Here is a 19,566-nt window from a genome sequence, read left to right on the forward strand (position 1 = left end):
ACGACGGACGTCAGGCGGTGCAGGAGGTGGTGCTGGTGGTGCTGGAGCAGGTGCTGGTGGAGGAGCAGCTCGTGGACGAACCGAGCATGACCTCACTGGCGTCCGAGTAGTCGCTGATCTCGAAGGTCTCCGACTCGAGGTCCAGGATCTCCTGGGCGAGGGAGGCGAGAGTGTTGTCAGCCATGATGACTCCTTGTGGGGAGGGGGACAGTAGCCGGACGGGACGGGACGACCCCGACCGGTAGCGCGCCGAACCACCCTGAGAGATCAGGGCCGTTCGGCACTTCCCTTTGTACGCGCCGTCCCCGTCACCGCCCTTGCCAACCGCTGTCACCACGCTGACACCCACCCCAGGAGCCCGCCCTTGACCACCCAGAGCGAAGCCCCCGTGACCTCCACTCTCCCCGGCCTGGACGCCCTCCTGCCGCCCACCACCGAGCTGTACCTCGACCTCCACCGCCACCCCGAACTCTCCGGCGCCGAACAGCGCACGGCCGCCCGGTTCGCCGACTGGCTGGACGCCGACGGCTTCCGCGTCCTGCGCGGCGTCGGCGGCCACGGCGTCGCCGCCGAACTCCGCAACGGCGAAGGCCCCGCCGTCCTCCTGCGCGCCGAACTCGACGCCCTGCCCGTGGCCGAGGACACCGGCGCCCCCTACGCCAGCACCGTCACCGCCCCCGGACCCGACGGACGGCCCGTCCCGGTGATGCACGCCTGCGGCCACGACGCCCACCTGGCCTGCGCGGCAGCCGCCGCCCGCTGGCTCGCCGCCCGGCGGGACCGCTGGCGCGGCACCCTGCTCGTCGTCGGCCAGCCCGCCGAGGAGACCCTCAGCGGCGCCCGGTCGATGCTGGAGGACGGCCTGTACGACCGGATCACCCCGCCCGACACGGTCCTCGCGCAGCACACCGCCCCCTTCCCCGCCGGGATGGTGGCGCACGCCGACGGGCCGCTGATGGCGGGCAGCGTCACCCTGGAGGCCGTGTTCGAAGGCGACGGCGGCCACGCCGCCACCCCGCATCTGACCGCCGACCCGCTGCTCGCGGCGGCGGGCACCGTGACCCGGCTGCCCGCCGTCGCGGCCCGCGAGGCCGACCCCGCCGAGCGGCTCGTCGTCACCGCGTCCTCGCTCCAGACCGGCGACGCGGGCCACACCGGGAACGTGATCGCCGCCCGCGTCGTGCTCCGCGTCACGGCCCGCGCCTTCACCGAGGCCGCCCTCGACCGTGCCGCCGCCGCGGTCGAGCGCATCGCCCGCGCCGAGGCCGCTGCCGCCGCCCTGCCACCCCGGGTCAGCGTCACGACGCTCACCCGCTCCGGCGTCACCCTGCCCGACCCGGACATCACCGCCACCGTCCGCGCCGCCCACCGGGACCGGTTCGGCGCGGCCCGCGTCACCGGCTGGCCCCCCGCCCCCGCCACCGAGGACTTCCCCCTCCTCACCGGAGCGGGCGCCCACCTCCACGGCCACCCCGGCATCCGAGGCGGCTACTGGATGCTCGGCACCGCGGGCCCCGCCCAGTGGACGGCGGCCCCCGGCACCACAGCGGCCGAGAAGCTCCGCTCCCTCCCCGCCAACCACTCCCCTCGCTACCTCCCCAGCCCCCGCCTCACCCTGACGACGGGAACGGCGGCACTGGCGACGGCGGCGCTGACGTGCCTGGCGGAGGTGGAGAAGTGAGGGGCTCGAGGTCGTCGTCGTTCACGCCCGTCCTGCGGGTGCTCACCGGGCTGCTGGGGGCGGCGGCCTTCGGGGCGGGCGCGGTCGCGGTGTTCGTCAGCCAGAACGGGACCGGCACCGGGGTACTGCTCGCCTTCGGCGGCATCCTGCTCGTGCTCGCGCTGCTCGGCAACCGCATCGAGAGCTTCGAGCTCGGCGGCGCCACGCTACGGCTCCGGGCAGCCGCCGCGGACCGGTTCGCCGAGGCCGAGGAGTCCGAGCGCCGAGGGGACAGCACCACGGCGAGTCGGCTGCGCGCCGAGGCCCAGGCCCTGCTGGACGCCGCGGGCCCCATCGCGGCCGACTACCGTTCCGTACGCGGCTCGATGCGCTCCGGCCGCGAACGCACCCGCGCCATGCAGGAGGTCGTGTCCCGGGCGCGTCATCTCTCGGAGGAGCAGACGTTCGAGCCCGCCGAAGTCCTGCGCTGGCTACGGGAGGGAAGCGACGAGGAGCGCGTCACCGCGCTGGCCATGATGCAGGCGAGCCGTGCGCTACGGAACTTCGAGGCCGTGCTCGACGCCGTCCAGTACCCGCACAGCCCCTTCGAGCAGTACCACGCCATGCTGCTCGCCGGGCAGATGATCGAGGACGTGGACGAGACGGAGCTGCGGCGACTGACCGATGCCATCACGGCCCTGCGGGGGTTCCGCCTCCGCCGCGACACCGACCGATGGCGGCTCGGCGAGGACATCCTCCGCCGCGTGGAGGAACGCATGGGGGCGCAGCGAACACAGTGATCAGCGGAGCAGCGCGCCGGTTCTCGGGAGGCGGCGGACGGCGCGCGCTCCTATCCTGACGACAGGAACCCCAGGCTCCGCTTCAGCGGCGGCCTCACCCCGTTGGAGTCGGCCCATGGCGCGAGCGCGGACGCGGTGGCGCGCGTGGGCCCTGGCCGGGGCGATGGCAGGGGCGCTCGCCCTTCCGGTCGCGAGCGGAACCGCGTTCGGGGGCCAGGGGCCGCCCGTCACCGCACCGTCGCCCACTCCGCACGAGTTCCGTTCCCTCACCCCCGCCGTGACACGTCAACTCGACCGCGCCGTACGGCAGGTGATGCGAGAGGCGCACGTCCCCGGAGTGACCGTGGGGCTCTGGACGCCCGATCAGGGGGAGTACGTACGGTCGTTCGGGGTCGCCGACCGGCACAGCGGCCGGAGGATGTCGCCCGACCTGCGGATGCGTATCGGCAGCGAGACCAAGACGTTCACGGTGACGGCACTGCTGACCCTGGTCGACCAGGGCAAGGTGCGACTGGACGATCCGATCGGGACGTACGTCGACGGGGTCCCGGGCGGTGACACCCTCACCCTGCGCCAACTGGCCGAGATGCGCAGCGGGTTGTTCAACTACACCGACGACGCCGCCTTCCGCCGGGCGTTGGCGTCCGACCCGCAACGGTCGTTCACGCCACACCAGTTGCTCCGCTACTCCTTCACGCATCCCGTGCGGTTCCCGCCAGGACGGGAGTACGCCTACAGCAACACCAACATCGTCCTGCTCGGCCTGGTCGTCGAGAAGGTCAGCGGCCACCGGCTCGGGGACTACCTCCGACGCGCCGTCCTGGCCCCGGCCGGGCTGAGCCACACGCTCTTCCCGGCCGACGCGGCGTTCCCGGCCCCGCACGCGCGGGGTTACACGAACCAGAGCGCGAGCGGGAAGACCGTGGACGCGGCCGACTGGAACCCCTCCTGGGCCTGGGCGGCCGGTGCGATGATCTCCGACCTGCGGGACCTGCGCGTGTGGGCGGCCACCGTGGCCACCGGTGAACTCCCCGACGGCACACGGCTGCTCAGCCCGGCCGCACAGCGGCAACGGCTCACGATGCTCGCGACCCCGGTCGAGGGCGTCGGCTACGGCCTCGGTCTCTTCGACGTCCAGGGCTGGATCGGGCACAACGGTTCACTGCCGGGCTACGAGTCCCTGGCCGTTCATCTCCCGTCGGCGCACGCGACCCTCGTCGTCCTGCTGGACACGGATGTCTCCCGCGACGGCCTCCAGCCCAGCACCCGCTTCGCCGAGGCGATCACCAGGATCGTGACACCGGGACACGTCTTCGACCTGCGGTCACCTCCGCATCCGTAGAGCGGCCTACCCGCTGCTCCCGGAGGCGGTAGCCAACTCTGCTTGCTTGGGCTTCCGTTGGGCGGGCAGCCGCAGGGCGAGGGGTACGCCGAGCAGGCAGCCGCAGGCGAGCACCGCGAGCGTGGGTCCGGACGTCACCTCCGTGAACGTCATCAGTGTTCCGGCGGTGGCCACGCCCACCGTGGGGCCGATGTTCAGCGCGGTCTGCTGGAGTCCGCCCGCCACCCCGGCCGAAGCGACGGGCACCTCCTGCACGACGACCGCGGTCGCTGTCACCATCACCGTGCCGAACCCGGCGCCCACCAGCAGGAATCCGGCCCCCGCCCACACCTCCGGGAACCCTTCCCCGAGCCGGGACAGTACGAGCACGCCCAGCGCGAGGAGCAGCGTGGCCGTCCCCGCGGTGCGGCGCGGACCGTAGCGGCGCATGAGGACCGCCGTCACGGGCGCGCCCAGTACCATCGCCACGGGCGCGGGCAGGGCCAGGAGCGCGGTGTGCAACGGATCGAGGCTCAGCACGTCCTGGAGGACGTAACTGCTGACGAACAGCGTGCCCAGCATGGTCGCCGACACAGCCACCAGCAGCCCGAGCGCGGAACCGATGGCCGGTCGGCCGAGCACGTCGGCGGGCAACAGCGGGCTCCCGGCGCGCCGTTCGTGCCGGACGAACAGGCAGCCGAGCGCCACCGCCCCGAGCAGTGCCACCGTCGGCACGGTCGGCCGACCGGAGTCCGCGACGGCGGTGAGCCCGTACACCAGACACACCAGAGCCGCCGCGAGCAGCGAGGCGCCCGGCAGATCCAGCGACGGGCGCGTGGCCGGGGCGGCGCGCTCCGGTTCGCGTACGACCGCCGCCAGTACGCCCATCACCAGCGCGGGCACGACGTTGAGGAAGAAGACGGACCGCCAGCCGAACGGCGTGACCAACGCCCCGCCCACCAGCGGTCCGGCCGCCGCGGCTATCCCGATCGCGCTGGTGCGCAAGGCGATCGGCATCGCCAGCCGCTCCGGTGGATACGCGGCCCGCAGCATGCCGAGCGTCGCCGGTTGCAGCAGGGCGCCGAACACCCCCTGAAGCACGCGTAATCCGATCACCCAGCCGATACCGGGCGCCACCCCGATCCCGGCGGAGGCGGCACCGAAGCCCACCATTCCCAGCGCGAACACGCGCCGATGGCCGTAGCGGTCGCCGAGCCGCCCCGCGAAGACCAACAGGCTTGCCACCGCGATGAGATAGGCGGTGCTCGTCCACTGCACCTGCGTCAGAGAGGCGTGCAGGTCCCGTCGCAGGGCGGGTTGGGCGACGGCGAGCACCGTGCCGTCCAGGGCGACGAGGACCGCGCCGATCACGCTGCTCGCGAGCGTCAGCCCGCGGTGCGCGGTCACCGGGTCTCCGGGCCGAGATGGGCGTCCAGCGCGGCCCGGAGCAAGGGAGTGAAGTCGGTGGCGTCCGCCATGAGTTGGAGGCTGCCCCAGCTCCACAACTGCGCCAGGCCGTGCAGGTTTGCGAGGAGAGAGCCCGCGGCCAGTCGCGCGTCGGCGTCCGGCCTGGCTCGGCCCACCAGGTCCACGAGCAGGGAGAACAGCGGAAGGCTCGTGTTCCGTAGTCCCAAGTGTCCGCTGGCGAGCAGATCGTGACGGAACATCAGCTCGTGCATGCCGCGATGGGTGAGCGCGAAGTCCAGATAGGCGTGGCTCAGGACCTCGATCTGTTCCCGGGGGCTCGCGGTGCCGTCGCCGACGGCCTCGGTCGCGCGTGCCGCGAGGTCGGTGAAGCCGCGGCGTGCGATGGCCGACAGCAGTTCGAGGTGGGTGGGGAAGTAGCGGCGGGGCGCGCCGTGCGAGACCCCCGCCCGCCGGGCGATCTCCCGCAGCGTCAACGCCTGCACGCCCTCGGCGGCCAGCAGGTCCACACCGACATCGACGAGCCGGGCGCGCAGCCCTGTCTCAGCATCATTCATAGACACTGTCTACCAGTCGTGCGTAGACAGTGTCTACTTCGCAGATGCGCGCCCTGCCGGGCGAGTTGACCGGGAGAAGGACTGAGGGTGTGGGCTCCGGGCCGTCTCGGGGTCGTTCCAGGGCCCAGGTGGGGGCGGTCCCGGATGTCCTCCCGCTCGGGGCGAAGCATGATCGTTGACATGACGACGTACTTCTCCCGACGCGCCTTCACCGGCGCTTGCGCGGTCGGCGCCCTGACACTCTCGGCCGGAACCGCCACCGCGCGAACTGCCGCTGCCGGTACTGCCGCTGCCGGAACCGCTGCCGATGGAACGGCTACCGCAGGAACCACCGCCCGAATGACCGGCACGGGCGCGCTGCCGACGGACCCCGGCGGCTTACAGGCCGCGATCAGCGACCTCTCCCACCCCCAGGCGACCGCCGCTCAGCTTCTGGTGCACGCGCGGGGCGCCCGCTGGTACGGCACCGCGGGCACGGCCGATCCCGCCGAGGGCAGGACCGTGCGGATGACCGACCAGTTCCGTGCGGGCAGTGTGACGAAGGCGTTCGTGGCGACCGTCGTCCTGCAACTCTGGGCGGAGGGCCGGGTGGACCTCGACGCGCCCCTCGCCCACTGCCTCGCCGACCTCGCGCTGCCCGCCGCCTTCGGCCGCATCACGGTCGCGCAGTTGCTCGACCACACCAGTGGCCTGCCCGACCATCAGGGCCTGCCGGACCTGAGCACCCCGGAAGCGGTCCTGAGACATCGCTTCGACCGCTGGACGCCGGCGGCGCTGATCGAAACGGTGGAGCACGCCCCTCTCAAGTTCGAGCCCGGCACCGCGCAGGAGTACCGAGGCATCAACTACGTTCTGCTCGCCCTGCTGGTGGAGAAGCTGACCGGGCGCCGCTACGGAGAGGCGATCGCCTCGCGCGTCCTGCGTCCCCTGGGGCTGACCCGCACGGTGATCCCCGGCGCCGATCCACGCCTGCACGGCTCGCACATACACGGCTGTCTACGGATGACGGACGGCAGCCTGCGCGATGCGACGGTCTACGACCAGTCCGCCTACTGGGGCGAGGGAGAACTGGTCACCACCGCGGCCGACCTCTTCCGCTTCCAGCAGGCCCTGTTCACCGGCGATCTTCTGCCGACGCCCGCGCGGGAGAAGCTCTTCACCCTGCCACCGGCGACGGTGCGCATGCTGGACGGCGGCCCGGCACGCTACAGCATGGGCTTGCAGGCGGCCACGGTGAACGGCACGACGTTCTGGGGCAAGAGCGGCGAGACCTACGGCTACCGCACCCGCATGTTCGCCACCCGCGACCTGTCCACCCGCTTCGTACTCTCGTACACCCCGACCGCGCTGAACGCACCGGAGGACATGGTCGAACGAGTGGTCACGGCCCTCGTCACGGGGTGAAGGAAGGTGGGCCTGCCGCCATGGCGAGCAACGCGAGAGATGCGCGACGGGCGCGGGCGACGCACGCGAGCGGCCCGGCAAGGCGCGGGCCGCTCGCGTGCGGTCGGTGTCACGGGCAAGCGGGGCGGTGAGGCGTCTGACACGCCTGCCGTCGCCTCGTCAGACGCGATGCCCCGTCGACCCGACTGCGGTCGCAGTCAGAGGTCGAACTCGTGCGGCGGCAGGTCGAGGGCGAAGCACGCCTCGCGGACGATCGCCTGCTCGTCCTTGTCGAAGTCGCCGTCCGCGCCGCCGATGACGATGCCGATCTGGATCACGGCGCGCGCCTCGGCGGGCTTCTTCTTCGCCTTGCCGATCTCCTGGAGGACGCTGACCTTGCCGAAGGCGAAGTCGGTGGTCAGCTTGGTCAGATTCTCCTCGAAGCGGCGACGCAGGTCGTCCGCCGGGAAGTTCTGCAACACCTCGTTGGTGGCGATGAGCTGGGCCACGCGCTGACGCTCGGACGCGTCGACCGACCCGTCCGCCGCCGCCACGAGCGCGCACATGGCCATGCTCGCGTCGCGGAACGCACCGCTCTTCAGATCGTTCTTCTTCGCCACGAGTTGGGTCTGCATCGTCGACGCGGATTCCTTGATGCGATCCCAGAGGGCCATGAGAACTCCCTACGTTGTCGAGGCGGGCCCGCCCTGATGAGCGAGCCGTGACCTCGTAGATTTCTACAGCAACGTACAAGGGAACTTCCGGGAGATCGAAGAAGTTCCTGGTACGCGGCTTCCTACGCCTTCTCTTCCTTGGTGGACTCCACCGCGTGGCCGCCGAACTGGTTGCGCAGGGCGGCGATCATCTTCATCTGCGGGGAGTCGTCCTGGCGCGAGGCGAACCGGGCGAACAGCGACGCCGTGATGGCCGGGAGCGGTACCGCGTGCGAGATGGCCGCCTCGACGGTCCAGCGGCCCTCGCCGGAGTCCTGCGCGTAACCGCGCAACCTGTCCAGATGCTCGTCCTGGTCGAGGGCGTCGACCGCAAGGTCCAGCAGCCAGGAGCGGATGACCGTGCCCTGCTGCCAGGAGCGGAAGACCTCGCGGACGTTCTCCACAGAGTCGATCTTCTCCAGCAGCTCCCAGCCCTCGGCGTAGGCCTGCATCATCGCGTACTCGATGCCGTTGTGGACCATCTTCGAGAAGTGCCCGGACCCGACCTTGCCCGCGTGGACATAGCCGTACGGGCCCTCCGGCTTGAGCGCTTCGAAGATCGGCTGGAGCCGGTCGACATGCTCCTTCTCGCCGCCGACCATCAGCGCGTAGCCGTTCTCCAGCCCCCACACACCACCGGAGACACCGGCGTCGACGAAGCCGATCCCTCGCGCGCCCAGCTCCCGCGCGTGCTTCTCGTCGTCCGTCCAGCGGGAGTTGCCGCCGTCCACCACGACGTCACCGGACTGAAGGAGCCCGGCCAGCTCGTCGATCGTGGACTGCGTCGGGGCACCGGCCGGGACCATCACCCAGACCAGGCGCGGCGCTTCGAGCCCTTCGACCAGTTCGGCCAGGCTGCCGACGTCGGAGACGGCGGGGTTGCGGTCGTAGCCGATGACGGTGTGGCCCGCGCGGCGGATCCGCTCGCGCATGTTGCCGCCCATCTTGCCGAGACCGATGAGTCCGATCTGCATATCAGTTCACTTCTCTTCCTCAGCGTGCGATACGCGGCCCACGCCGCGCAGGGCGATGGCGTACATCTCGTCCGCGTCGAGGCGGCGCAGCTCCTCGGCGATGAGTTCGGAGGTGGCGCGCACCTTCAGCGCCATGGTGCGCGAGGGCTGACCCGGAAGAGTGAGTTTGGCCAGCGGGCCCTCGGGGCGGTCGATGACGATGTCGCCCTTGTCGGTGCCCAGCCGCACGGCCGTGACGACCGGCCCGGCGGTGACCACGCGTTCGACGGGAACCCGCAGCCGGGACTCCAGCCAGCGGGCCAGCAGCTCGGCGCTCGGGTTGTCGGCCTCGCTCTCGACGGCCGCCGAGATCACCGCCGTACGGGCCTGGTCGAGCGCCGCGGCCAGCATCGAACGCCAGGGCGTCAGCCGGGTCCAGGCCAGGTCGGTGTCGCCCGGCGCGTACGACGAGGCCCGCGTCTCCAGCACGGCCAGCGGGGCGTCCACGGCGTACAGGTCGGTGATCCGGCGCTGGGCGAGGGCGCCCAGCGGATCCTTGGCCGGGGTGTCCGGCGCGTCCACCGGCCACCAGACGACGACGGGCGCGTCCGGCAGCAGCAGCGGCAGGACCACCGAGTCGGCGTGGTCGGCCACCTCGCCGTACATCCGCAGGACGACCGTCTCGCCCGTGCCCGCGTCGGCGCCCACCCGGACCTCGGCGTCCAGGCGCGGCCGGGTGCGGTCCCGGAGGGTGCGGGTGTGCCGCTTGATGACGACCAGGGTGCGCGAGGGGTGTTCGCGCGAGGCCTCCTCGGCCGCCCTGATCGAGTCGTAGGCGTTCTCCTCGTCGGTCACGATGACCATCGTCAGGACCATGCCCACGGCGGGGGTGCCGAGGTCGCGGCGCCCCTGCACCAACGCCTTGTTGATCTTGCTTGCCGTGGTGTCGGTCAGGTCGATCTTCATGGCCTGCGCCAGCTCCGTCCATCTCGTGCGAGCAACGTGTCGGCTTCCTGGGACGTGGGTCGAGTGTTCCGGTCTGTTCCGGTCGGTGGGTCCAGGATCGCCGGTCGTGCGCCTTCGCGCCGGACTCGGTGAGCGACGCGCCGTAGGCGAAGTCCAACCGTGAACGGCGGCGAGGGATTCCCCGACGGTCACCTCCAAAGTATGACGTTCGCCGGGACGGGCGGGCGCGGGGCGCGGGATGCGGAGAGCGCCAGGCGAGGGCGGAGGCGGGCAAGGCCCCCTGCGCGCGGGTGACATTGCGTACGTGAATTCCCCCCGCGCGCCGCGCCCGTGCTCCGGGACCGCGCGTGTACGTTCCATGCCGGGCTCGCGAAGCGGGCTCCGTGTTCTCAACCAGGGGGAATCACATGCGTGTTCACAAGCTCCGCCGGACGACGGCCGTCGCGGCGCTCGCCCTCGCGGCGGGCCTCACGCTCACCGCCTGCGACAGCAACGACAAGAGCGACGGCGGCCGTACGGACGACGCGGCGCGGTCCACGCCGTCGGCCTCGGCGTCCTCCGACGGCTCCGCCGCGGAACCGGGCAGCGGTGCGACGGACGGAGGGGCCGCCGCGACGGCCGGCCACCAGGGCAACTCCGATGCCAAGGACGGGAGTTCGGGTTCTCGCGCCACCGTGAACACCCGAGCGGCTTGCAGGACCGCGAACCTCACCTTCGCCAAGGGTTCGTCGGTCGATCGGGGCGACTACACCGACATCGCCGTCAAGCTCACCGACTCCGGCTCCGCCACCTGCACCCTGCGCGGCTTCCCAGGGGTGGACCTCGTCGGCAAGGACGGCCGGGTGAGCGCCCGGCGCGACGGCCACAAGCCGGGGACCGTGACCCTCGCACCGGGCCGGAGCGCGAGCTTCGAGCTGCGGGTGCTGCGGAACAGGACCGGTGGCAGCGGTGTGACCTTCACCAGCGCGGTGATCACCCCGCCCGACGAGACGCACGCACACACCCTCCCGCTGAGCGTGAACCTCCCCGTCCAGGAGGACGGCGCCGGTACCGACTCCGTGGTCGTCGGCCCCGTCACCCCGTAACCGCCCCAGCGTCCCCGCCCCGACAAGAACGGGCGTCGAGGCGGATGCGGCGGGAAGGATACAAGCGTGAAGCTGACGATTCTGGGCGGCGGCGGATTCCGGGTGCCGCTCGTGTACGGAGCGCTCCTCGGGGACCGCGCCGAGGGCCGGGTGACCCGTGTCGTCCTGCACGACCTGGACGCCGGGCGGCTGTCCGCCGTGACCCGCGTCCTGGCCGAGCAGGCGGCGGACGTGCCCGACGCGCCCGAGGTGACCGCCACGACCGACCTCGACCAGGCGCTGCGCGGCGCCGACTTCGTCTTCTCCGCGATCCGCGTCGGTGGACTCCAGGGCCGGGCCGACGACGAGCGGGTGGCCCTCGCCGAGGGCGTGCTCGGTCAGGAGACGGTCGGCGCGGGCGGTATCGCGTACGGTCTGCGCACGGTGCCGGTGGCCGTCGACATCGCCCGCCGGGTGGCCCGGCTCGCACCCGACGCCTGGGTCATCAACTTCACCAATCCGGCGGGCCTGGTCACCGAGGCCATGTCCCGCCACCTCGGCGACCGCGTCATCGGCATCTGTGACTCCCCGGTCGGACTCGGCCGCCGTATCGCCCGCGTCCTCGGGGTGCACCCGAACGAGGCGTGGATCGACTACGCCGGGCTCAACCACCTCGGCTGGGTACGCGGCCTGCGGGTGGCCGGGCGCGACCAACTCCCGCGCCTGCTCGCCGACTCGGAGCTGCTCGGCTCCTTCGAGGAGGGCAGGCTCTTCGGCGTCGACTGGCTGCGCTCCCTGGGCGCGATCCCCAACGAGTATCTGCACTACTACTACTTCAACCGGGAAGCCGTGCACGCCTACCAGCAGGCGGAGCAGACTCGCGGCGCCTTCCTGCGCGACCAACAGGCCAGCTTCTACGAGGAGTTGAAGCGATCGGACCGTGACGCGCTGGCGGCGTGGGAACGTACCCGCGCCGAGCGCGAGGCCACCTACATGGCCGAGAACCGGGAGACGGCCGGGGCGGGCGAGCGCGAGGCCGACGACCTCTCCGGCGGCTACGAGAAGGTGGCCCTCGCCCTGATGCGGGCCGTCGCCCGCGACGAGCGCACCACCCTGATCCTCAACGTGCGCAACCGCGGCACGCTGTCCGTGCTGGACCCCGAGGCGGTCGTCGAAGTCCCGTGCGTGGTGGGCGCGGACGGCGCGCACCCGGTCGCCGTCGACCCGCTGCCCGCCCACGCCACCGGCCTGGTGTGCGCGGTCAAGGCGGTCGAACGCGAGGTGCTGGCCGCGGCGGAGTCCGGCTCGCGTACAACGGCCGTGAAAGCGTTCGCACTTCACCCGCTCGTCGACTCCGTCACCGTCGCCCGGCGGCTCGTCGACGGCTACACCGCTGTCCACCCCGGCCTCGGATACCTCACGTAACCCGCCAGGAGGCTCGCTCATGCATGACGAACGCCGCCGGATCGAGGACCGCGTCGCGCGCGTCCACCATCAGCGCGTCAGGCCCGCGGTCTACGCGGCCCGCGTCCCCTGCGCGGTCGAGGCCTGGCAAGTGCCGGGCGAGCCGGTACCGTTCGCGGAGGCCGCCGCCGCCCCGTACGAGCCCTTCGCGCGGGACACCCCGTGGGGGCCGCCCTGGGGCACGACGTGGTTCCGGGTGCGCGGGCAGGTGCCCGCCGCGTGGGCCGGGCGGCGCGTCGAGGCCGTCATCGACCTCGGCTTCGTGGGCGAATGGCCGGGCAACCAGGCGGAGGCCCTCGTCCATCTCGTGGACGGCACCCCCCTGAAGGCGGTCAACCCGCAGAACCAGTACGTGCCGATCGCCCACCCGGCGGCGGGCGGTGAGGAGATCGAGTACCTCGTCGAGGCCGCCGCCAACCCGACCATCCTCGCGGACAACTTCGCGCGCCCGACCTTGCTCGGCGATCCGCTCACGGCGGGCGACGCGCCGCTCTACGTCTTCCGGGGCGCCGACCTCGCGATCCTGGACGAAGAGGTCTGGCATCTCGACCTCGACCTCCAGGTACTGCGCGAACTGATGGTGGAACTGGGCGAACAGGACCCGCGCCGCCACGAGATCCTGCACGCCCTCGACCGGGCGATCGACCTGCTGGACCTGGACGACATCTCCGGCACGGCGGCGGACGTACGCGCCGCGCTCCGCCCGGCCCTGTCCAAGCCCGCGCACGCCAGCGCCCACATGCTCTCCGGCGTCGGCCACGCGCACATCGACTCCGCCTGGCTGTGGCCGATCCGCGAGACCAAGCGCAAGACGTCCCGTACCTTCTCCAACGTCACCGCGCTCGCCGACGAGTACGAGGAGTTCGTCTTCGCCTGCTCCCAGGCCCAGCAGTACGCGTGGGTGCGCGACCACTACCCGCGCGTCTGGGCCCGTATCCAGGACTGCGTGAAGAAGGGGCAGTGGGCGCCGGTCGGCGGTATGTGGGTCGAGGCGGACGGCAACCTGCCCGGTGGCGAGGCGATGGCCCGCCAACTCGTCCACGGCAAACGGTTCTTCCTCGACCACTTCGGGATCGAGACCAAGGGCGTGTGGCTGCCGGACTCCTTCGGCTACACCGCCGCCTACCCGCAACTCGCCAAGCTCGCGGGCAACGAGTGGTTCCTGACCCAGAAGATCTCCTGGAACCAGACCAACACCTTCCCCCACCACACGTTCTGGTGGGAGGGCATCGACGGCACCCGCATCTTCACGCACTTCCCGCCCGTCGACACCTACAACGCCCGCTTCACCGGCGACGAGATGGCCCACGCCGTCCGCAACCACCGCGACAAGGGCCGCGCCACCCGCTCCCTGGCACCCTTCGGCCACGGCGACGGCGGGGGCGGCCCCACCCGCGAGATGCTGGAACGCGCCCGGCGCCTCAAGGACCTGGAGGGCTCCGCGAAGGTCGTCGTGGAACACCCCGACGCGTTCTTCAAGGCGGCCCGCGAGGAGTACCCCGACGCCCCGGTATGGGTCGGCGAGCTGTATCTGGAGCTGCACCGCGCCACCTACACCTCCCAGGCCCGCACCAAGCAGGGCAACCGCCGCTCCGAACACCTGCTCCGCGAGGCCGAGTTGTGGGCCACGACCGCCGCACTGCACGCGCCCGGCTACGCCTACCCGTACGAGCGGCTCGACCGGCTGTGGAAGACGGTCCTGCTGCACCAGTTCCACGACATCCTGCCCGGCTCGTCCATCGCCTGGGTGCACCGCGAGGCGGAGGCCGAACACGCGCGAGTGGCGGGGGAGTTGGCGGAGCTGACGGCCGAGGCCCTCGCCGCGCCGGGCGCGGGCGGCACCCGCGTCTTCAACACGAGCCCGTACGACCGCGCCGAGGTGGTCCGTACGGCCGAGGGCGCGCCCGTGTACGCGGAGGTACCCGCGAGCGGCAGCGCGCCCCTGACCGCCGCCGCGCCCGCGCACCCGGTGACCGTCACCGGCCGCGTCCTCGACAACGGGCTGGTCCGGGTCGAGGTGGCCGAGGACGGCACCCTCGCCTCCGTACGCGATCTGCGCGCCGGAGGCCGCGAAGTCCTCGCGGACCAGGGCAACTTGCTGCGTCTGCACACCGACCTCCCGAACTACTGGGACGCCTGGGACATCGACAAGCACTACCGGAACCGCTACACGGACCTGCGCGACGCGGAGTCGGTCACCGTGGTCGAACAGGACCCGCTGATCGGCGCGATCCGCGTGGTGCGGAGCTTCGGCAAGGCATCGAAGATCACCCAGACGATCACCGTCCGGGCCGGCAGCCCCCGTATCGACTTCGAGACCGACATCGACTGGCACGAGACCGAGAAGATCCTCAAGGCCGGCTTCCCGGTGGACCTCCGCGCGGCCCACTCCTCAGCGGAGATCCAGTTCGGCCATGTCCAGCGGCCCACCCACACCAACACCACCTGGGAGGCGGCCCGTTTCGAGACCTCAGGACACCGCTGGGTGCACATCGGCGAACCCGGCTACGGCGTCGCGCTGATCAACGACTCGACCTACGGCCACGACGTCTCCCGTACGGTCCGCGAGGACGGCGGGACGACGACCACGGTCCGCCTCAGCCTGGTCCGCGCCCCCCGCATCCCGGACCCGGGAGCCGACCAGGGCAGGCACCGCCTCACCTACGCCCTGCTGCCCGGCGTGAGCATCGAGGACGCCGTGGCCGAGGGCTACGCCCTCAACCTGCCGCTGCGGCTCGCGGACGCGGCGGGCGCGCCCGAACCCGTCATCTCCGTCGCGGGGGAGGGCATCACCGTCGAGGCGGTGAAGCTCGCCGACGACACCTCGGGCGATGTCGTGGTCCGCCTGTACGAGTCCCGCGGCGGCCGTGCGACCGGCACCCTGCGCACCGGCTTCCCGCTCGCCCACGCCCAGGTCACCGATCTGTTGGAGCGACCGCTCGACGAGGCGGCCACCGACGGGAACACGGTAGCCGTCGCGCTGCGCCCCTTCCAGATCCTGACGCTCCGGCTGCGACGCGCCACCGCCGACCGGTAGCCGAAGGCGGCAACGGGACGCGGGTCGCTCTTGTTCGCCAGTGGCCCTATGTGTTCTTGTAGTGCCATTCGGTTCTCGAAAGGGGCGACAGTGGAGTCGACGGACGGCCGTGGACAGCTACTCGCCATCAGCGACCTGCACGTCTCATATCCCGAGAACCGTGCGCTCGTCGAGCAGATGAAGCCCGGGTCCGAGGAGGACTGGCTGCTGGTCGCGGGCGATGTGGCGGAGACCGTGGCCGACATCCGCTGGACCCTCGAGGTGCTCGCCGGCCGCTTCCGCAAGGTGATCTGGGCGCCGGGCAACCACGAGTTGTGGACCCACCAGAAGGACACCGTCACGCTGCGCGGGGTCGAGCGGTACGAGCATCTGGTCGCCGTGTGCCGGGAGTTGGGCGTCCACACACCCGAGGACCCCTACCCGGTGTGGGAGGGGCCGGGCGGCCCCGTGGCCGTCGCACCGCTCTTCCTGCTCTACGACTACTCGTTCCTGCCGGAGGGTTGCGCGACCAAGGAAGAGGGGCTGGCCTACGCGCACGGCACCGGCATCGTGTGCACCGACGAGTTCCTGCTGCACCCCGACCCCTACCCCAGCCGCGAGGCCTGGTGCCGGGCCAGGGTCGCCGAGACCGAGCGCAGACTGGCCGAGATCCCCGCCGATCTCCCCACCGTGCTCGTGAACCACTACCCCCTGGACCGGCACCCCACGAACGTCCTGCACTACCCCGAGTTCGCCATGTGGTGCGGCACGCGGCTGACCGCCGACTGGCATCGCCGCTTCCGGGTCGCCTGCATGGTCTACGGTCATCTGCACATCCCGCGGACCACCCATCACGAGGGCGTCCGCTTCGAAGAGGTGTCGGTCGGGTACCCCCGTGAGTGGCGCCCGCGCCCGGGGCCGCCCGGACAACTGCGCCTCATTCTGCCGTCGGAGGTCCCCGCCCGTGATGGAGGAGCTGCTACCGAGGTCGGCCGTGGCCGTGGAGGCCCTCGGTGACGACGCGCTGGGGGAGGGCGTCTCGCTCTTCCCCGAGGAAGAGGCGGTCGTCGCCCGCGCCGTCGAGAAGCGCCGCCGCGAGTTCACCGCCGTACGGGCCTGCGCGCGGCGCGCCATGGAGAAGCTCGGCGTGCCGCCCCAGCCCGTCCTGCCCGGAGAACGCGGCGCGCCGCGGTGGCCGCAGGGGCTGATCGGCAGCATGACGCACTGCGACGGCTACTGCGCCGCCGCGCTGGTCCGCGCCGACGATCTGGCCTCGCTCGGCATCGACGCCGAGCCGCACGACCGGTTGCCGGAGGGGGTCCTGGAGACGGTGTCCCTGCCCGCCGAACAGCTCCGGCTGCGCGACCTGGTGCGCAGTCAACCGGCCGTCCACTGGGACCGGTTGCTGTTCAGCGCCAAGGAGTCCGTCTACAAGGCGTGGTTCCCGCTGACCGGGGAGTGGCTCGACTTCCTGGAGGCGGACATCGAGATCACCCCGGCCGCGACCCCCGACGCGCCCGGCACCTTCCGGGCGCGGCTGCTGGTCCCCGGCCCGGTGGTCGACGGCCGCCGCGTCGAGACCTTCGACGGCCACTGGACCGTGGGACGGGGGATGGTGGCGACAGCCGTGGTCGTGCCCCACTCCTGAGCGACAGGAGAACTCCCCCTCAGCGGCGCGGTGTTCCGTACCAGCGCCAGGTGGTCAGCCGTGGCTGTCCGGGCAGTTCGGCGCGTCCGGTGGCCCACAGCAGGGTGGGCCAGGAAGCGGTGGACCCGGGGGCGTCCGGAAACAGCCGGGCGAGCACGCGGGCGCAGAGGTCGGTGGGCGGGTTCCAGCCGAGCCCGAGCCCCTCCGCCAGGTCGTGCGTGTGGACCAGGGTCTCCACGATGCCCATGGCGGCGAAGCCCTCGGGGTCGGAGACACCGAAGACGTGGTGGGCGCGGGTCTGTCGGGGTGTCGTACGCACCATGGCGACCAGCAGCGCACCGCTCGCCTCCAGCACCTGGAGCAGCCCGCCTGGCCCCGCCTCGCGGTCGGCGTGCAGGGCGTTGGCCGGGCCACCGGGCCGCCGCCTCTCCCACGCGAAGGGTACCTCCCGGTCCAACGGTGGTGCCGCGGGGCCCAGTTGCGCGGCGTAGGAGAAGAGATCGTCGCTGAGATGCTCGACGGTCTCCCAACAACTCCAGTCCAGCGAACCGGCCTTGCCGTCCCACGCGTCCGGGGGTACCTCACGCAGCAGCTCCACGGCGAGGCGCACGGCGAGGCCGACGTCGTCCGCGGTGACCGGCGGCGGGAAGGACCGAATCTCGTCTGATCGCGACATGTGCCAGACCGTACGCTCATCTCCCCTGCCTCAAAGGCAGGTTGAGGAACCCGGAGAAGTGACTACTGTGTCGCTCTGAGCGAGTGCGGCGGATGTGCGCGGGGAGGCGAACGTGAGGACCAGGCGTGAGAAGAGGATGAAGGAACTCAGCGCCGAGGTGCTCAGTCGTCTGTCCCGGGCCGCGCCACGTGACGACGAGGAGATCTTCACGGCGCTGGGCGGCGTCCTCACCGAGTTACGGGACCGTCCCGTCGTCCTGAGACGGTTCGCCTTCCCGCCCGGCACCGCCAGCGGACTGTGGCTGGACCTCGAGGACATGGACATCCTGGCCGTCCGTGACGACGCCGCGAACAGCGAGCACGAACACGTCATCCTGGGCCACGAGATCTGGCACATGTTCGAAGGACACCGCGAAGAAGCCGCGGCGGGAAGCCACGTCGCCGCGCGTACGCCGCTGGCCGCCACGCAGGGAATCGACGGTGTCGTCAGGGAGTTGATGGCCTCCTCGGGCCGCGAGTCCGACGCGCCCGGCACACCGGCACCGCGCGTCGCGGCCCGTACGGGGTTCGACGTCCGGCACGAGGCCGAGGCCGAGATGTTCGGCCTGCGGCTGGGCACCGACCTGCGGGCCTTCCGCAGATCCCGGCAGCGCGCCGACCTCGGTGAAGTGGCCGGGCGGATCGAGGACTCGCTGGGCCGAGGCCTGTGGGGCTGAGTCGTGGACGGTCGGTTCTACTACCTGACGGCCCTCGTCCTGTGGACCGGTCTGGCCGGCAGGATCCCCCGGCTGCTGCGCGGCCGACGCGATCCCGCGCTGATCTCGCTGTGCGCGGTCGTCCTCATGGGCGGGCTCTCCTTCGCGCTCTCCGCCCCCGCCAGCGTCGCCGTGGTCAACCGCCTGGCCGGGGTCCCGAACATCGCCGCCCCGCTCGAGTACACCGTGGTCACGGCCTTCAGCGCCGCCTGTCTGATCCTGGTCATCTGCTGGCGCGGCGGGGACCCGGACCAGGTCCGCAGAGTCGCGGGCAACCTGCTGGCCGCCTACGCGGTCGTGGTCGTCCTGCTGTGGGTCCTCTTCGCGAGGGGTGCCGCACCCGTCGAACGTCGCACGGATCTGGACACCTACTACGCCGCCACGCCCTGGATCCGGGAGATGATCACCCTCTATCTGCTGACCCATCTGACCGCCGCGCTCACCACGACCACCCTGTGCTGGCGCTGGTCGCGCGAGGTGACGGGCTGGACCCGCAAGGGACTTGTCGTCCTCGTCCTCGGCTGGTTGCTCAACGGCGTCTTCAGCGCGGCCAAACTCGTCGCCGTCGTGGGCCGCCTGGCCGGGCGCGGGTGGGACTTCCTCAGCACCGACCTCGCGCCGGGCGTGGCCGCCGGGGCGGCCGCCCTGGTCACCACGGGCTACGCCCTCCCGCTGCTCGGCCCGCGGCTCGACAGCGTCACCGCCTACACCCGCCTCGGCCCGCTGTTCAGACTCCTGGTCGACCCCGCCGACCGGCGGTACTGGGTTCCGCTGTCCTGGCGTTCGATCGGCGACATCGACCTGTGTCTGACCCGGCGGGAGACCGGCATCCGCGACGGCCTCACCCGGCTGGGACCCCGCTTCGACGACCGGGTCCGCGCGCGGGCCTACGACCGGGCGGTCTCCCGCGGGGTGAGCGCGCCGGACGCCGAGGCCATCGGCACCGCCGCCATGGTCGCCGCCGCGCGCGCCGGCACACCAGCGGACCCGCGCCCCATCGGCGCGTACGTCCCCACCGCGCTGGACGGCACGCTCAGCGACCTCGTACGGGTCTCGCGCGCCGTCCGCACCCCCGTGGTCGCCGATGTACTGAGCGACGGGCGAAGGCAGGAGAAGCAACGCGCATGACCTCTTCCTCCCGGGCGACCGACCGCCGGGCCGCAGCG

General features: G+C 71.9%; 18 protein-coding genes. 11 read left to right on the forward strand and 7 right to left on the reverse strand.

The genetic code is table 11. The features are described from left to right. Window positions 1-10 precede the first annotated feature (10 nt). Complete coding sequence (locus tag ACZ60T_RS11535) at window positions 11-184, reverse strand: thiazolylpeptide-type bacteriocin (RefSeq protein WP_365627967.1); 174 nt, start codon at window positions 182-184, stop codon at window positions 11-13. 180 nt (window positions 185-364) lie between these two features. Between ACZ60T_RS11535 and ACZ60T_RS11540 the strand changes: the two genes are divergently transcribed. From ACZ60T_RS11540 to ACZ60T_RS11550, 3 genes are all read left to right on the forward strand, one after another. After that, window positions 365-1,681 (forward strand): amidohydrolase, encoded by a 1,317-nt coding sequence (locus ACZ60T_RS11540; RefSeq protein WP_469665708.1) that lies wholly within the window; start codon window positions 365-367, stop codon window positions 1,679-1,681. Continuing rightward, entirely contained in the window at window positions 1,678-2,460 is a 783-nt protein-coding gene (locus ACZ60T_RS11545) for a hypothetical protein (RefSeq protein ID WP_469665709.1), read from the forward strand. Before ACZ60T_RS11540 ends, ACZ60T_RS11545 begins: the two co-directional genes overlap by 4 nt. Window positions 2,461-2,575: 115 nt before the next feature. Further along, the gene (locus ACZ60T_RS11550) at window positions 2,576-3,802 is read left to right on the forward strand and encodes a serine hydrolase domain-containing protein (RefSeq protein WP_469665710.1); all 1,227 of its coding nucleotides are present in this window, start codon (window positions 2,576-2,578) and stop codon (window positions 3,800-3,802) included. 6 nt (window positions 3,803-3,808) lie between these two features. Here the strand turns inward: ACZ60T_RS11550 and ACZ60T_RS11555 are convergent, their stop codons facing one another. Further along, a complete protein-coding gene (locus ACZ60T_RS11555; protein ID WP_469665711.1) occupies window positions 3,809-5,188 on the reverse strand; it encodes an MFS transporter in 1,380 nt (459 codons plus the stop codon). Beyond that, window positions 5,185-5,763 (reverse strand): TetR/AcrR family transcriptional regulator, encoded by a 579-nt coding sequence (locus ACZ60T_RS11560; RefSeq protein ID WP_469665712.1) that lies wholly within the window; start codon window positions 5,761-5,763, stop codon window positions 5,185-5,187. The genes ACZ60T_RS11555 and ACZ60T_RS11560 overlap by 4 nt, the downstream gene beginning before the upstream one ends. Window positions 5,764-6,102: 339 nt before the next feature. On the opposite strand from ACZ60T_RS11560, the gene ACZ60T_RS11565 reads away from it, so the two are divergent. Next, window positions 6,103-7,167: a serine hydrolase domain-containing protein gene (locus ACZ60T_RS11565; protein WP_469665713.1), complete on the forward strand. Its 1,065-nt coding sequence runs from the start codon at window positions 6,103-6,105 to the stop codon at window positions 7,165-7,167. A gap of 197 nt (window positions 7,168-7,364) precedes the next feature. Here ACZ60T_RS11565 and ACZ60T_RS11570 read toward each other — a convergent pair whose 3' ends face one another. From ACZ60T_RS11570 to opcA, 3 genes are all read right to left on the reverse strand, one after another. Beyond that, on the reverse strand, window positions 7,365-7,820 hold the full coding sequence (locus ACZ60T_RS11570; protein ID WP_365628033.1) for a tellurite resistance TerB family protein: 456 nt from the start codon (window positions 7,818-7,820) through the stop codon (window positions 7,365-7,367). A gap of 122 nt (window positions 7,821-7,942) precedes the next feature. Continuing rightward, a complete protein-coding gene (gene gnd / locus ACZ60T_RS11575; protein ID WP_469665714.1) occupies window positions 7,943-8,833 on the reverse strand; it encodes a phosphogluconate dehydrogenase (NAD(+)-dependent, decarboxylating) in 891 nt (296 codons plus the stop codon). Between the two features lie 6 nt (window positions 8,834-8,839). Further along, window positions 8,840-9,778: a glucose-6-phosphate dehydrogenase assembly protein OpcA gene (gene opcA, locus ACZ60T_RS11580; protein ID WP_469665715.1), complete on the reverse strand. Its 939-nt coding sequence runs from the start codon at window positions 9,776-9,778 to the stop codon at window positions 8,840-8,842. A gap of 407 nt (window positions 9,779-10,185) precedes the next feature. On the opposite strand from opcA, the gene ACZ60T_RS11585 reads away from it, so the two are divergent. The 5 genes from ACZ60T_RS11585 to ACZ60T_RS11605 all read left to right on the forward strand — a co-directional run bounded on the left by ACZ60T_RS11585 (window position 10,186) and on the right by ACZ60T_RS11605 (window position 16,970). After that, complete coding sequence (locus ACZ60T_RS11585) at window positions 10,186-10,863, forward strand: DUF4232 domain-containing protein (RefSeq protein ID WP_469665716.1); 678 nt, start codon at window positions 10,186-10,188, stop codon at window positions 10,861-10,863. Between the two features lie 66 nt (window positions 10,864-10,929). After that, on the forward strand, window positions 10,930-12,267 hold the full coding sequence (locus tag ACZ60T_RS11590) for a 6-phospho-beta-glucosidase (RefSeq protein ID WP_469665717.1): 1,338 nt from the start codon (window positions 10,930-10,932) through the stop codon (window positions 12,265-12,267). Between the two features lie 19 nt (window positions 12,268-12,286). Then, on the forward strand, window positions 12,287-15,343 hold the full coding sequence (locus ACZ60T_RS11595) for an alpha-mannosidase (protein ID WP_469665718.1): 3,057 nt from the start codon (window positions 12,287-12,289) through the stop codon (window positions 15,341-15,343). A 90-nt stretch (window positions 15,344-15,433) separates the two neighbouring features. Continuing rightward, a complete protein-coding gene (locus ACZ60T_RS11600; protein ID WP_469665719.1) occupies window positions 15,434-16,339 on the forward strand; it encodes a metallophosphoesterase family protein in 906 nt (301 codons plus the stop codon). Next, the gene (locus ACZ60T_RS11605; RefSeq protein WP_469665720.1) at window positions 16,287-16,970 is read left to right on the forward strand and encodes a 4'-phosphopantetheinyl transferase family protein; all 684 of its coding nucleotides are present in this window, start codon (window positions 16,287-16,289) and stop codon (window positions 16,968-16,970) included. The genes ACZ60T_RS11600 and ACZ60T_RS11605 overlap by 53 nt, the downstream gene beginning before the upstream one ends. Before the next feature lie 19 nt (window positions 16,971-16,989). Here the strand turns inward: ACZ60T_RS11605 and ACZ60T_RS11610 are convergent, their stop codons facing one another. Beyond that, window positions 16,990-17,646, reverse strand: a complete 657-nt coding sequence (locus tag ACZ60T_RS11610) for a maleylpyruvate isomerase N-terminal domain-containing protein (protein ID WP_469665721.1) — start codon at window positions 17,644-17,646, stop codon at window positions 16,990-16,992. 112 nt (window positions 17,647-17,758) lie between these two features. Here ACZ60T_RS11610 and ACZ60T_RS11615 point away from each other — a divergent pair, with 112 nt between their 5' ends. Then, window positions 17,759-18,361 carry a toxin-antitoxin system, toxin component gene (locus tag ACZ60T_RS11615; RefSeq protein ID WP_469665722.1) on the forward strand — a complete coding sequence of 201 codons (603 nt, stop codon included), beginning with the start codon at window positions 17,759-17,761 and terminating at the stop codon, window positions 18,359-18,361. Window positions 18,362-18,364: 3 nt separating this feature from the next. After that, window positions 18,365-19,528, forward strand: coding sequence for an MAB_1171c family putative transporter (locus tag ACZ60T_RS11620; RefSeq protein ID WP_469665723.1), 1,164 nt, complete (start codon window positions 18,365-18,367; stop codon window positions 19,526-19,528). Window positions 19,529-19,566: the final 38 nt, after the last annotated feature.

This window comes from Streptomyces sp. NPDC104371 (assembly GCF_055583785.1).

Bases quoted from the DNA above. Each gene is read 5' to 3' on its own strand.
- ACZ60T_RS11610 (WP_469665721.1), bottom strand. From the start codon at position 17,646: ATGTCGCGATCAGACGAGATTCGGTCCTTCCCGCCGCCGGTCACCGCG.
- ACZ60T_RS11585 (WP_469665716.1), top strand. From the start codon at position 10,186: ATGCGTGTTCACAAGCTCCGCCGGACGACGGCCGTCGCGGCGCTCGCC.
- ACZ60T_RS11595 (WP_469665718.1), top strand. From the start codon at position 12,287: ATGCATGACGAACGCCGCCGGATCGAGGACCGCGTCGCGCGCGTCCAC.
- ACZ60T_RS11560 (WP_469665712.1), bottom strand. From the start codon at position 5,763: ATGAATGATGCTGAGACAGGGCTGCGCGCCCGGCTCGTCGATGTCGGT.
- ACZ60T_RS11550 (WP_469665710.1), top strand. From the start codon at position 2,576: ATGGCGCGAGCGCGGACGCGGTGGCGCGCGTGGGCCCTGGCCGGGGCG.
- ACZ60T_RS11570 (WP_365628033.1), bottom strand. From the start codon at position 7,820: ATGGCCCTCTGGGATCGCATCAAGGAATCCGCGTCGACGATGCAGACC.
- opcA (WP_469665715.1), bottom strand. From the start codon at position 9,778: ATGAAGATCGACCTGACCGACACCACGGCAAGCAAGATCAACAAGGCG.
- ACZ60T_RS11535 (WP_365627967.1), bottom strand. From the start codon at position 184: ATGGCTGACAACACTCTCGCCTCCCTCGCCCAGGAGATCCTGGACCTC.
- ACZ60T_RS11565 (WP_469665713.1), top strand. From the start codon at position 6,103: ATGACCGGCACGGGCGCGCTGCCGACGGACCCCGGCGGCTTACAGGCC.
- gnd (WP_469665714.1), bottom strand. From the start codon at position 8,833: ATGCAGATCGGACTCATCGGTCTCGGCAAGATGGGCGGCAACATGCGC.